Here is a 13,242-nt window from a genome sequence, read left to right as displayed (position 1 = left end):
AACCTAATAGCGGGCTTTCTTTATCTGTGATACTCGCCCAATCCGTGAAGGTACTATGAATTCCGCCGCCCGTTTGATCATCCTCGCCGCGATTCTGCCCGTTGTCCGTTCCACGTCGGCGCAAGTCCCACTCGGTACGACGCCGATATGGTCTTCCGCCGAGCAAGACGTCTACTCAACCGGCATGATCTGGCGGGACTGCAATCGCGATGGAATTATCGACGTGTTCTATTCCAACGGGAACGACATCGTCCAGGCGGCCAACACCATATATATCTTCGGTACCTCGAGCTTCCCGGCTTCGGCATCATGGTTTTCAGCCGATCTCGAGTACTCCGGGCATTGCGCGGTAGGGGATGTCGACGACAACGGCTTTCCGGATCTCTTCGTGTCCAACTATCTTGGCAGCGGCTTCGGCGATCCCAACCGCAGCAATCTGTACCTTAACAACACCGGCTTTCCGCATACCGTGCCGGACTGGTTCACACCGGATGAGCTCTTCTCATTTTCCTGCGCGCTGGGCGATGTTGACGGCGACGGCGATCTTGATATCGCTTTTGCCTGTGGCGAGGGGTACAATCAGGATTACCAGCAGCAGCGCATCTATCTAAACGATGAGGGATCATTCGGAGGAAGTCCCTACTGGCTGTCATCGGCGTCGGGGGCGGCGCTCGATGTTGCCTGGGGTGATGTTGACCGGGACGGCGATCTCGACCTGGCTTTCACGTTTGACGCCGCAGCTACCGCCGTGTTCCACAACAACGCGGGGGCTATCTCCACCACGCCCACCTGGCAAGCGGCCACGGTCGAACCCGGCAATACGCTGATGTTCGGTGACATAAACGGCGATGACTGGCTCGACCTGGTGGTAGCTTACAACAATCAACTCGGCGGACAGGGACGTTTTCGCGTGTATTTCAACGACGGTGCCGGGAGCCTGAGCACCACGCACGGCTGGCAGTCTTCCACCGGCGGTTACGGCTCGGCGCTAGCGCTATACGATTATGACAATGACGGCGACGATGACCTCGCCGCCGGGCGCTGGTTTCAAAAGGTGTGGGTGTATGAGAACCTGGGTACGACCCTTACTACGGCGCCGGTGTGGTCGTCAGCTCTTTCGATGGTGGCCGAGGAGCTGGCCTGGGTGGATATAGACGGGCTTGGGGTGGTTACGCTTGCCGATACCTTTGTGGTCGACGGTTCTACGAAGCTGTTCTACACCGAACATAGCCCTTTGTATGAAATAGACTCGGTGCTAACAGACGGCGCGCTTTTGTCCGAAGCAGATTACTGTTACGACCTTGTGTCAGGCTGGCTGTCGCTCGCGACGGCGCCGGTAATCAGCGCCGTCGGCTACTACCGGTACTCGTTCCACAATGACCTGGCGGTAGCCAACTGGGACACGGTCAATTTGGTCTATGGGAACACGAATCCGCCGTTTGTTGACATAGCCGCCGACAGCACTTTCGGGCCGATCCCGCTGGCGGTTCAGTTCACAGATTATTCTCTAAATGGCATCGGCTGGTTCTGGGAGTTCGGCGACGGCGCTACGTCGACGGAGCAACATCCCCAGCATATGTACGACATGCCGGGCTATTTTAGCGTGACGGTCAGCGTAACCACACCCGAGCGAACGTACCGTCGCACATTCGACGGCATGATCTCGGCGTTCGCCGACACGCTGCGCATGAGTGATGCCCCCCTTGTCAATAACCGGGCAAGAATCGACCTAAGCGCCACCAATTACCTGGCGCTGACTGAGGTGAGAATTCCCTTCAGTTGGGCCGGCCCGTTCAATCTCAGATTCGATTCCATTTCCATTGTGGGCCACCGGACCGAGTTTTTCGACATAAAATCTATCGTCAGCTACGTGCCCGCCACCAAGTCGGCGACCCTGTTTCTCGGGGCAGGCAATGAGCCGCCGCTTGCGGCCGGAAGCGGTTCGATTGTGTCGCTGTTTTTCACCGATCTCGGCTCGGCGGTGTCGGGCAGCAGTCCGATTGTCTTTACCAGCTATGCGGGCCAGAGTCTCTGGCTGACTACCTACGCAGGCGACTATACCCCCGAGACGAGCGACGGCAGTGTTTACGTATCGTGCTGCTCGGGTCGTGTGGGGGATGCCAACGGCGAGGGCGGAGACGAGCCGACAATCGGCGACGTCACTCTCCTCATCGATATGCTGTTCATCTCCGGGACCCAGCCCCCGTGTCTGGCCGAGGCCGACGTCAATCAATCCGGCGGGGCGTTGCCGTCGCCGCTGGATGTCTCGATCGGTGATGTCACCATCTTGATCGACTACCTGTTTATTACCGGCCCCGAGCTCGGCCTGCCGGCGTGCTTGTGACCGCCGAAGGTCAGACGTCACATCTGGCTAAACTCTCAAACAACCTCTCCCACGCTTCGCACTGGCGGGAGTGCGTGTATTTGACGATCGCTTCTTCGTGCGCCGTCCTCCCCAGGCGCGATGCCAACGCCGGATCATCGAGCAGCTTCATTAGCGCCGCCGCCAGTTCGTCGACATTGCGAGGTGTCACCAGAAGGCCGTTGCGACCCGAATCGATAATGCTCACCGTGCCACCGTCATTCGTGCCGACCACCGGCAAGCCGGCGGCCATCGCTTCAACGGTGACCATGCCGTAGCATTCCGATTTCGACGCCAGCACGAAGATGTCCATCGCGGCGTATGCCCACTCGACTTCGGGAAGAAACGACACGAAATGGACATGGTCTCGAAGCCCGTGTCTGTTTACCAACGCTCGAACAGACGCGGCAAAAGCGTCTCCCTCGGCGAAGCTCTGTTCGCCGACAAGCAGCAGATGCGCCCTGCGGTCGTTTTGGTGAAGACGGGCGAGTGCCTCGATGGCGATGTCCTGGCCCTTCTTGGGGTCCAGCCGCCCCACCAGGCCGATCACGATCGCGTCGAGCGGCAATCCCAGTTTTGCGCGAGCGGCTGATTCGTCCGGCTTGCCTGCAGTGAGGGGCGCGATTTCGATACCCTGTGGAATTGTATGCAGGCGTTCTTTCGGGACGCTTGTCTTTTGCAGTACCCGCTCGGCCAGCCATGGCACCGGAGTAACGAACGCGTCGGGGCGGCGGTACAGCCACCGGTGATAGGGATCCCTTTTGTTTTTGCCGATGTGCATGTGCTGATGATAGATGAGCCGCAGGCGGTCTCCCGACAGTGTCCGCGCCAAAGCGCCTGCGAAGTAATCGGCGCTGCGGTGCACGATGAGCCACCGGACGTTGTCCCCCTTGGCGATTCGCGCGAGCTTTGCTGCGCACAGTACATCGCCGGTGCGAAGGCGCTGCACCACCGCGTAAGCGGGGATTCCAGCCTGAATCGCTTCGCGGTACAGCCGGGTGGCCGGGTCACCGTAGAACACCGCCTGCCGGCCGCGCTCTGACATCCAGCGGAGAAATCGCAATACGTGCATCTCAAGCCCGCCCCAGGCCGGCGATGAGCAGTACGACGCGAAGCGATAGTCCTTGAGATCCATGGGCGGAGCAATATAGTCTCCGCCGGGTCTCCGGACAAATCCTCATGGCCCCGCCGCCAGTTGGCTAAGTGGAACCACAATGTCTATTTTCGGGAACTTTTCCGGCAACCCGGCATTATGAGCCTGAAACGAACGCTTAGTTCCGGCTGAGGCGACCAAATCAGCCGACGTCAAGGAGGTCACGAAAAATGGCACACACTCTCGTTAAACTCCCGTACGCATACGACGCGCTGGAGCCGTATATCGACGCTCAAACCATGGAAATCCACCACACGAAGCATCATCAAACCTACGTCACCAAGCTCGACGCCGCCCTCGCCGGCCATCCTGAGCTGGAGGCAAAGTCAGCGGAGGAGTTGATCAGCAATCTGGCTGCAATTCCGGAGTCTATTCGCACCGCGGTCCGCAACCACGGCGGCGGTACGGCCAACCATGACTTTTTTTGGCCGCTTCTGGCAAAGGGGACGACTTTCGGTGGCCCGGCTGCCGACGCTATCAAAAAGCATTTCGGCGGTTTTGATCAGTTCAAAAGCCAATTTTCAACCGCGGCGGCAAATCTGTTTGGCAGCGGCTGGGTCTGGCTGACCTTGACTAAGGGAGAATTCGAGATCGTAGCCACGGCCAATCAGGATTCGCCCTTGTCCCTGGGCAAGAAGCCGATCGTGGGCCTGGATGTCTGGGAGCACGCCTACTATCTGAAATATCAGAACCGGCGGCCGGAGTATATCGAAGCCTTCTTCTGTGTCATTAACTGGAACAGGGTCAATGACTTATACGTCGAGGCGTCAAGGTAGCCTGACCGCTCAAAGATCCGAAGGTCAAGGGCGAGCGGATATCCCGCTGGCCTTTGTTCACTTGGGCTAATCATGACTCACCAGACCGCTATCCGCCGAGAGTCGCTGCTTGACTCTTCAAAATTCACCAATCCTGACGATAACAAGAAAACAGGAGAAAAACAGACAACGCATCATGTACAACATCGAAAAGACCCATTGGGGCTACCGTCTGACATTTGGCGGCGCGACCGATGTCAATGAATTGACGGCCTGGCTGGAGGAGTCCCGTCGAATACTATCCAACCAGGAAGACGAGTTCTACGTCTTCGTCGACATGCGCACCCTGATTCCGCTCGACAAAGAGGCCCAGGTACCCATGTACGAGGGACAGAAGCTTTATCGGGCTAAAGGGATGGTCAGGTCGGTGGTGATTCTGTCAAGCCCGGTCGTGGCCGCCCAATTCCGGCGAATCGGCGGGGAAACCGGCATCGGGAAATGGGAACGCTACATCGACGCTTCCACTGTTGCCGACTGGGAAGAACGCGGCCTGAATTGGCTGTTTAACGAGATCGACCCGGAAACCGCGGCTAATGCGAACAACTCAAGTCGGATCAAGATTGCGCGTTAGGATTAGAACTCTCAACGCCGTTGGGCGCGGAAATCAAGCAATCCGGAAAAGTCGGTCAGGGAAATCCTGATTCGCCACATCCCGGGGCTGCCCGACGCCGTCGAAAAGCCCCCCGACTGGCGCATGTCGGTCTGGTAGACCTGGACGCGGGAGTCGTCCTCTACTGTGATCGAGACATATCCGGCCTGAATCGAGGCCGACTGATCGATATTCGCCGAGGTGCCCTCCATCTGCCAGTAGTAGACCATCACGGTGTCATGATTCCGGACATCGCTCATCCGAAAATGGAAATTGTCCCGGAGGTTTACCACGTTGGGGATGTACGAGGATGTGGGATCTTTGTGGCAGGCGCCCAGAAACAACGCCGCCGAAGCAAGGGACATGGTCAAAGTAATAGTTCGAGTCATAGAGTTTTATACAACCGGCTATTCGTCGAGCCTCTATATGCCAAGTCGGCTGAGCGCGGCACGGAGATTAGCACTTCTTTCGATTATCGGTGATCTCGCCGACAAGTCGTCTGCTGACTACCTCTTGCCGACGCCCCGGGGCGACCGCTATACTTGTCATGATGGTAGCATAACACCCGCTTTTCGCCGAGGAGAACCCATGGCTGCGAAGTTTTCATACGATTGGACTCAATTCTGCCAGAAGATCGAAATCCAGGCGTCACCGGAAAGAGTATTCAAAGCTTGGACCGAGCCAAAGACGATTGTCAAATGGTTCGTGGTCAAGGCTGAGATGGAACCACGCCGCAACGGCCGCCTGCAATGGGAATGGCTCGCCGGAGACAAGCTCGACGCGCGCATCATCGATATCAAGAAGCCGGGCAAGTTCGTTTTTCCTTTCGGCAGCAAGGGGGAAAAAGTGGCGGTCACAATTCGGAAGCAGCGGAGAGGCTCACTGGTCGAGTTGCACCAGTATGACATGAAGGCATCGCCCCGTGACCGGGTGCAGATGCACCTTGGCTGCCGCGAGGGCTGGGCGTTCTTCCTTTCAAACCTGAAGGCCTTTCTCGAACACGGAGTGGATCTGCGGAGCCACGATCCCGCCAAATCGTATCGCCAGGGATTCGTAAACAGCTGATAGTCGGAACCCCGGGGGGCGACGCCACATGTTGAATTGCCAACCGGCCCCAAGACTACTATACTATTAAATTATGGTACCCGATCACACAGCGAGTTACGGTCGGTTTCGAAAGAGGAAGGATTGATCGAGGACGAATCAGCGCTCATTGCCGCCGCTTTGAAGGGAGACCAGAAGGCCTGTGCGCAACTGGTCGATACCCACCGGGCCGCGATTTTTCATATCATAAATCGTATCGTTCACAACGATGAAGCCGCGCGCGACCTGGCCCAGGAAACCTTTATGAAGGCCTTCGCCTCGCTGGGCTCCTACCGCTCGGAGTACCGTTTTTCCACCTGGCTTTACAAAATTGCGGCCAACTCCTCGATCGATTACCTTCGCAAACGGCGCATACAGGCGCTGTCTCTGGATTCCCCTGTGGAAACCGGCGACGGCCGGATGGAAATAGAGGTCCCGGACGACACCCACAACCCCGAGCTGGAGCTGGTCCGCAAGCAGCAGCGCTTTTCGATAGACGAGGCGATTGATTCCCTACCGCCCAAGTACCGGGAAGTCATTATCTATCGGCACAAGGACGATAAATCCTACGAGGAAATAGCCGATTTACTGGTTATACCGGTCGGGACGGTCAAAGCCCGCATTTTCAGGGCGCGGGAGCTTCTAAAGCGGAAACTCAAGAACATTTAGCCGATCCCGGTCCGGCGAGGACGAGCATATGCGCAACGGATGGCTCATAGCGGCGCTGAGTCTTTTGGCGTTTTCTCTCGGACCGGCACCGATGTCGACGGCCAAGGAATTCCAGTTCGACTACCAGAAGATTCTGTCTACCGGGCAAGATGCCGAACTGACCCTGACCTATGTCAGCGGCAATCTGCTTCTGACCCAGAGCGATGACGACCGCCTCATCATCGAGGCCCGTAAGCGAGTTAGCGCGGTCAGCTCCGATGAGGCCCAGATCGCTGCCGATCATATCGAGATCAAGGTGGATCAGAAAGGCCGCAAGGTAACCGTGGCCGCCAATTACCTGCGAATGCGAAATCAATCCCGCACCTTCTGGACCAAGGTTCTCGGCACTGGGGGCGAGGATGCTTTCGGCCAGGTCGATTGGTCCATCCGCGTGCCGGTCGGCACCAGAGTGAGCATTGTCAACACCGACGGCGCGGTGAAAATCAGTCACGTAGCGGGGGACGTTAGTGTCCGCAGCTCGGCGGCAGACATCGAGCTAACAAGTATCGAGGGCAGCGTGAGCGTGGAAAGCTCCTCCGGGTCAGTGGCCGGCGAGCTTTTGTTCGGCTCGGTCGATATTCGCCAGGCGCTGGGCAGGATCGACCTTAAATTCGTCGAGGGCGATATCAGAGTGAAATCGTCGAGCGCAGCAATCAGCATACGCCAGGACCAGGGGGCGCTCGATCTGACCACTGGATCCGGCAATGTCGATATTCAGACCAACCTGGACAGCTCCCGTGATTACTTTGTCAACACCGAAAGCGGCCACATCCGACTGACTATTCCGGAAACATCGTCGGGTGATTTACGAATAGAATCCCAGACGGGCGACATCAAGACGGAGATACCCATCACCATAAAGTCAATGTCGCGCAAACAGGTGGAAGGAACGTTCGGATTCGGCGGCGTAAAGATAAACTTGACATCGGTGTCCGGTGATGTGACCGTAGCACAGTTCTGACTTCGGTTTACACATAGGACTGGTGTAACCATGAGGCCCGGCTCAGGCAAATTCACTTTCATATCGGTGCTGCTTGCCCTACTGATAGGGGCCATGCCCGCGTACGGGCAGGAGTCGGGTGACACCGGATTTGTGGACGTCCGGCCTGAGCCGCGCCCGGCGCCTTCCTCTCCATCAGCCCTGAGATTCGTCGAAATCGAATTGACTGCCGAGGGCGTAATCGCTTACGACAGCGCCGGCGGGCGCTGGGCCTACGATTTTGAGAGACATCGGTTTGTTTCTGCTCCCCTCGAGGCTGGTTCCGAGGCCGGGGGCCGGGAAGCCGGCGATCGCGATGAAGTCGTTCCGCCGGTGGCCGTGCGCTGCACCGAGCGGAAGGTGGTCGACTACCCCGCGCTTACCGCAGTTTACGTTGGCTATGACGAATTTGTCGACGGCGACATCGTGGCCTATAGCCGGGTAACAGTAAAAGGCTGGGTCAAAGGGAAGGTGCAGTCATTCAGTAAGGCGGTGCTGATTGCGTCGACCGGGCAGGTCGACGGCGATGTCCAGGCTCCCCAGGTGGAGATTCGCGAGGGGGGGGTGGTCCTCGGCCGGGTGATCGAAACTCCCACGTACGAGATTCCGGTGGACGTAATTGCCTCCGGTTTTTCCATGGCCGGAATCTGGGTGGTGTTCGGAATCAGCATTGGCATCCTGCTGATAGCCTTCCTTACTCTGTCCCTGGCGCCCATGCGTGTGGCCAATTTCACCGAATGCATCGAGAACCACCCGGTTAAATCCAGCTTCATGGGGTTGCTGTTCCTATTCCTCTTGCCGATAATCGTGACCCTGGTATGCCTCACCGTAGTCGGTCTGCTCGTAGTGTGGCTCGTACCGCTGGCGTACTTCGTGGCGTTCGCGGTCGGTATGTGCGCGGTTGGCATGCAGGTGTACACGTTCGCAGCGCGACGTCTTGGCCGCCACGCCCCCGGAACCTGGCTGGGATCGCTGGCGGGAGTGGCTTTCTATGTCGGCCTCTGGACTCTCACCGCGTTTATGCTGGGTGCAGCCTCGGGACACTGGCTGGCGGCGGACGCGCTGAGCGTCTTTCTGCTTGTCATATCCATCATTTTAACCTGCTACCCGCTTTTGGCCGGAATCGGCGCCGCCGTGATGACCCGGATGGGTGGTCGGCCGTATGTGAAGCGAACGTCCACGGCCACTCGGCACCCTGAGCCTGCCCCCGCTCCCGCGCCGCCACCCATGCCGGAGGCCATGCCCCCGGTTGAGCCCCGTACGCCCCGTCCGCCAATCCGTCCGATGCCTTCCGATCCCTCAGCATTCGGGCCACCCGATTCCCCGGAAAACTGAAACAAATTCCCTCCCGCTCCAGTAAACTTAACATGGACACATCGGTGCTGTGGTTTAAGGAGATGGGCTAATGGTCACTTTGAAATCGGCGTTTCTCAGTGCTGCTTTTTGTCTGGCAACCGCGGGTTGGGTGCATGCGGACCGCCCGGAGCGAGTCACTGAGGTGGTTACGGCTGATGACTGCCACCAGGCGGAGGTCCGACTCGATTTCGCTGCCGGAACCATCGCTCTCGTTCCTGCGGACATCACCGATCTGGTGAAGCTCGATATATATTACACCCCGGATGCCGTTCGCTATGACGTGGACAAAACGGTCAGAGGCGATAAGTGTATAGTGTATCTGGAAAGCGAGCGCCGTCGCGGCTGGGGCGACGACGACGACTCGGAGAATGAATGGACCGTCCAGTTATCAAGAAAAATCCCCGTGTCGCTCGAAATAGACATCGGCGCGTGCGAGGCGAGGATGGACCTGGGCGGCGTTCCCCTGACCGGATTTTCGCTCGATATCGGCGCCGCCGATCTGGAAATAGACTTCTCCGCGCCCAATCCAAAAGAGATTGACGATTTCAAAGTCGATTGCGGCGCGTCGGCACTCGAAATTACAGGTCTTGCCAACGCAAATGCGCGGTTGATGGAATTCGATGTCGGTGTCGGTTCTTGTGAGATCGACCTTCGCGGGGACATCAAAGGCGAGGTCAGCCTCGATATCAGCGTGGGGATGGGTTCGATGGACGTGATTGTCTCGAAGGGTACGGCCGTGAGGGTGGAAGGCGATGACCACTGGTTCTCCGATATCGGTTTCCGCGGTATAGACCTGGAAAAGGTCCGGGACGGGGTCTGGGAGACGGAAGATTTCGATACCGCGACGGATCGCATTGTCATTTCCGCCGACGTAGCCATGGGATCGATTGACATCCACGCCAAGCGGTAGTACCGCGGTTGGCCCCTCAAATGTGCGTGTCTCGGGGGGGAACGCTTCACCTGTCCGCTCGGGCGGAACTCGCGGCGCCGGCTTATCCAATTTCGCTCAAATCCGTGTATAAAGCCTACGGGAACCGACACCGGAGACATCTGTTGTTGACCTGCGTGGATCGGTCGGCTACGCTTGGGTGGTTCTAGGACTGTGTTGGGCGTGCCACCAGACAAGGAGTCAGATGAAACGAGTTTTATCGCTTGTGCCGGTGGGCATAATGTTGTTTGCCGCACCGAGTGGTGTTGCAGCCACCTATCAGGAGCAGGTATATCTGGCCCGTGACCGGGTCATGCCCGCGCTGGTGCACATCCAGCCGGTGGTCGAAGACTACCGCACCGGCCAATTGAAGAAACAGGCGGTGGTGGGATCGGGGGTGATATTTCACCCCGACGGTTATGTCGTTACGAACTATCACGTGGCCGGCAAGGCCAAGCGGATTATCTGCACGCTCAGCAACCGGGAGCAGCTCTCGGCCGATTATGTCGGGGGCGATCCGGCCACCGATATAGCCGTTCTTAAGCTCCGTCTGAACGATTACAAGGGAAAGATCGAGGCTGCCGTACTCGGCAATTCCGATTCGGTCCAGGCTGGCCAGCAAGTGCTTGCGATGGGCTCGCCACTCTCACTGGCCCGGTCGGTTTCGGCGGGCGTGATCTCTACCAAGGACCGCTACTTCTCAGGCGAATACCGGCTTCCGTCGGGCGAGAAAACCGGCCGCTACAATCTATGGATTCAGACCGACGCCGCCATCAACTTCGGCAACTCCGGCGGCCCGCTGGTCGATCTATCGGGTCGTGTGATCGGCATCAACTCGCGCGCTACTTTCATGGCCAACAACCTCGGCTTTGCCATTCCCGTAAACGTCGTGAAGGAAGTGACCAAAGCCATTCTGAATGACGGCCATGTCACGCGGAGCTGGATTGGTGTTACCGCTCAGGCCCTCCAGGAGCTGGAAGATTACTTCGGCACCGACCACAATCGCGGCGTTCTGATTGCCTCGATAGATCCGGGTTCGCCCGCTGTCGAGGCGTCGCTGATGGCCGGCGATATCATACTCGAGATCGACGGCCGACCGGTCTCGGCCCGTTTCGTTGAGGAACTTCCCGCTTTCTACAACAGCATAGCCAGCCATGCGCCCGGCACCGCGATCACGCTCAAGATCCTCCGCGGCGTGCAGGAGCGCCAGGTCACGGTGCTGACCCGTCCGCTCGGCCAATTGCAGGGCGAGGATTTCGAGTGTGCCAAGTGGGGCTTTACGGTTCGAGATATTACGCGTCAGATGCAGATCAGCCACCAATTGCGGGATTCGGCCGGTGTGTTTGTCACCGGTGTCAGGAGGGTCGGCCCGGCGGACCTGGGCGGACTGAACCAGGGTGACGTCCTGCAGGCGATCAATCGTGAGCCGGTTGAGAATCTTGACTCACTGGTAATTCGATACAATCAGCTTATCGAGGCCGGCGACCGCAAAGTCATGCTGACTGTCAAACGCAGCGGGGCTACGCGGATAGTCGTGCTTAACCTTGAACTCGCCGGCGCGGAGCAAACCAATGAGTAATGTGTCATCAAGTCCAGTATCGATGGTTACCAGCGCCGTTGCCCTTGCGTGTGGCGTGGGATTGCTGTTGGCCCCCGAGTCGTACGCTCAGTCGTTTGATTTTGCCCGTTTGCAGCAGCGCATAGTTCCGTACACGGTCATCCTGACCATCCAGGTGGAGTATTCGTTTGGGACCGAAGTTAACGAACAGGAGGAGCGGCTGCTCGGTACGATTGTGCGCGAGGATGGTCTGATTGTCTTCGACGGCGGCTTTCTAAGTGAGGCCAACCCGTTTGTGCCGACAGGCGGAATGGTCTTCCGCTCCACGCCCCGGCGCATCAGGGTGACGACACTGGATAAGAAGGAATACATGGCCGAATACGTAGGAGTTGATTCCTACACCGGGTTGGCCTTCGCGCAGATTACGGGCGCAGGCCGCAGGTTCTCGCCTGTCAAGTTTTCGCCTGCGAGCCGGTTTCCGGTCGGAAGTTGGGTTGCCACTCATGCGTTGTTGCCGGAGTTCGTCGATCCTCCGATCGCGGCGGACATAGGCATGATCTCATCGGTAATCACCGACCCGGAGGTATTCCCGCTCATTGTCGGTTTCAGCCCGCTCGAACTTGGATCAGTGCTCTTCGATGAACGTCTCAACCCGGTGGGACTGCTGGGGCGTCTGGACGACCCCTCGGGACGCTCCTCCGATCCCGGCCGGATGGAATCTTTCGACCGCATGGAGATTCCCCTGTTTGGAGTGGTCACTGCTGAACGATTAAGACCTCTGATTGCCAATCCACCCCGTCGCGGGCAGGCCGCCCGCTCGTGGCTCGGCATCACCATGCAGGCGCTCACCCAGGACATTGCTGATTTCCTCCGGCTCGGCTCACCGGGTGGGATCATAGTCAACGAAGTTGTACCTGGCTCCCCAGCGGCTGCCTGCGGGCTGGGTGTCGGCGACATAATCTACGCTGTCAACGGGCGACGGGTCGAGGTCGATCGTGAGGAAGAGCTTTCGGTGTTTCAGAGAGAGGTCGCCAACATAGGAGTCGGCGCGCCGGTTGAATTAACCGTCATTCGCCCGGACAACGACCGACTCGATACGCTTACCGTTCTCGCGGTGCTTGCTGCGGCCCCGCTGGCGGCCGCCGATGCCGCTGATTTCGAATACAAACCGTTCGAACTGACAGTGCGCGACCTCGTGTTTTCCGACTATGTCGGTTACAATGTCGAGCAGCAATCTCTCACCGGCGTAGTCGTGACCAAGCTGCAGCTCGGCGGGCGGGCCGACGTATCCGGGCTGTCGCCTGGCGATGTCATCCAGCGCGTCAACGATCAGGAAGTCGCATCAGTGGGTGATTTCGCAGCGGCGATGACTGCGCTCGAAGCGGGCGGGCCGTCAGAAGTCGTCCTTCTCGTCTGGCGCTTTGGACAGACTCTTTTCGTGAATGTTCGGGCGGAATAGTCTCGCAGCGGCCAGGCAGGTGAGAAAATCTCTGCCTATTTCTGTCGCAAGGCCGTATATTAAAGCGCGTTGATCAAGGCTCGTACAGAGTTTCGCGCCTCGGTCTAAGCCGCCTTGTTTCAGGCGGTTAGGCGGGTTGGTCGTGGCCTCTGACGAAGCGTCGGACCGGTCTCGCTGCGTGGTCGGGCGCGGCACGGGCTTTGCGCAAAGCCAGTCAGGCCGAGTTGTGGATGGTCGGTCGGTGGCATCAAA

General features: G+C 58.4%; 12 protein-coding genes. 10 read left to right on the top strand and 2 right to left on the bottom strand.

Features of this window, described 5'->3' with window-relative positions:
• The first annotated feature begins 55 nt into the window (after nucleotides 1–55).
• Nucleotides 56–2,344, top strand: a complete 2,289-nt coding sequence (locus AB1772_00135; GenBank protein MEW5794741.1) for an FG-GAP-like repeat-containing protein — start codon at nucleotides 56–58, stop codon at nucleotides 2,342–2,344.
• 10 nt (nucleotides 2,345–2,354) lie between these two features.
• Here AB1772_00135 and AB1772_00130 read toward each other — a convergent pair whose 3' ends face one another.
• Nucleotides 2,355–3,497, bottom strand: coding sequence for a glycosyltransferase family 4 protein (locus tag AB1772_00130; protein MEW5794740.1), 1,143 nt, complete (start codon nucleotides 3,495–3,497; stop codon nucleotides 2,355–2,357).
• 188 nt (nucleotides 3,498–3,685) lie between these two features.
• On the opposite strand from AB1772_00130, the gene AB1772_00125 reads away from it, so the two are divergent.
• On the top strand, nucleotides 3,686–4,291 hold the full coding sequence (locus AB1772_00125; protein ID MEW5794739.1) for a superoxide dismutase: 606 nt from the start codon (nucleotides 3,686–3,688) through the stop codon (nucleotides 4,289–4,291).
• Nucleotides 4,292–4,466: 175 nt separating this feature from the next.
• On the top strand, nucleotides 4,467–4,901 hold the full coding sequence (locus AB1772_00120; GenBank protein MEW5794738.1) for a hypothetical protein: 435 nt from the start codon (nucleotides 4,467–4,469) through the stop codon (nucleotides 4,899–4,901).
• An 11-nt stretch (nucleotides 4,902–4,912) separates the two neighbouring features.
• On the opposite strand, the gene AB1772_00115 is transcribed toward AB1772_00120, so the two are convergent.
• Nucleotides 4,913–5,308, bottom strand: a complete 396-nt coding sequence (locus tag AB1772_00115; protein MEW5794737.1) for a hypothetical protein — start codon at nucleotides 5,306–5,308, stop codon at nucleotides 4,913–4,915.
• A 199-nt stretch (nucleotides 5,309–5,507) separates the two neighbouring features.
• Here AB1772_00115 and AB1772_00110 point away from each other — a divergent pair, with 199 nt between their 5' ends.
• From AB1772_00110 to AB1772_00080, 7 genes are all read left to right on the top strand, one after another.
• Nucleotides 5,508–5,984 carry an SRPBCC domain-containing protein gene (locus AB1772_00110; protein MEW5794736.1) on the top strand — a complete coding sequence of 159 codons (477 nt, stop codon included), beginning with the start codon at nucleotides 5,508–5,510 and terminating at the stop codon, nucleotides 5,982–5,984.
• Nucleotides 5,985–6,107: 123 nt separating this feature from the next.
• The gene (locus tag AB1772_00105) at nucleotides 6,108–6,671 is read left to right on the top strand and encodes a sigma-70 family RNA polymerase sigma factor (protein ID MEW5794735.1); all 564 of its coding nucleotides are present in this window, start codon (nucleotides 6,108–6,110) and stop codon (nucleotides 6,669–6,671) included.
• Nucleotides 6,672–6,699: 28 nt separating this feature from the next.
• Complete coding sequence (locus AB1772_00100; GenBank protein MEW5794734.1) at nucleotides 6,700–7,671, top strand: DUF4097 family beta strand repeat-containing protein; 972 nt, start codon at nucleotides 6,700–6,702, stop codon at nucleotides 7,669–7,671.
• A 30-nt stretch (nucleotides 7,672–7,701) separates the two neighbouring features.
• The gene (locus AB1772_00095) at nucleotides 7,702–9,024 is read left to right on the top strand and encodes a polymer-forming cytoskeletal protein (GenBank protein ID MEW5794733.1); all 1,323 of its coding nucleotides are present in this window, start codon (nucleotides 7,702–7,704) and stop codon (nucleotides 9,022–9,024) included.
• A 70-nt stretch (nucleotides 9,025–9,094) separates the two neighbouring features.
• Entirely contained in the window at nucleotides 9,095–9,955 is an 861-nt protein-coding gene (locus tag AB1772_00090) for a toast rack family protein (GenBank protein MEW5794732.1), read from the top strand.
• Between the two features lie 223 nt (nucleotides 9,956–10,178).
• Nucleotides 10,179–11,552, top strand: a complete 1,374-nt coding sequence (locus tag AB1772_00085; protein ID MEW5794731.1) for a trypsin-like peptidase domain-containing protein — start codon at nucleotides 10,179–10,181, stop codon at nucleotides 11,550–11,552.
• A complete protein-coding gene (locus AB1772_00080) occupies nucleotides 11,545–12,990 on the top strand; it encodes a PDZ domain-containing protein (protein ID MEW5794730.1) in 1,446 nt (481 codons plus the stop codon). The genes AB1772_00085 and AB1772_00080 overlap by 8 nt, the downstream gene beginning before the upstream one ends.
• Nucleotides 12,991–13,242 lie beyond the last annotated feature (252 nt).

The sequence above is a fragment of the Candidatus Zixiibacteriota bacterium genome, assembly GCA_040752815.1.
In the GTDB taxonomy this organism is placed as follows: Bacteria; Zixibacteria; MSB-5A5; order GN15; family FEB-12; genus JAGGTI01.
Note: the sequence above shows the minus strand (reverse complement) of the source record. Positions and strands in the feature narration are given on the sequence as shown.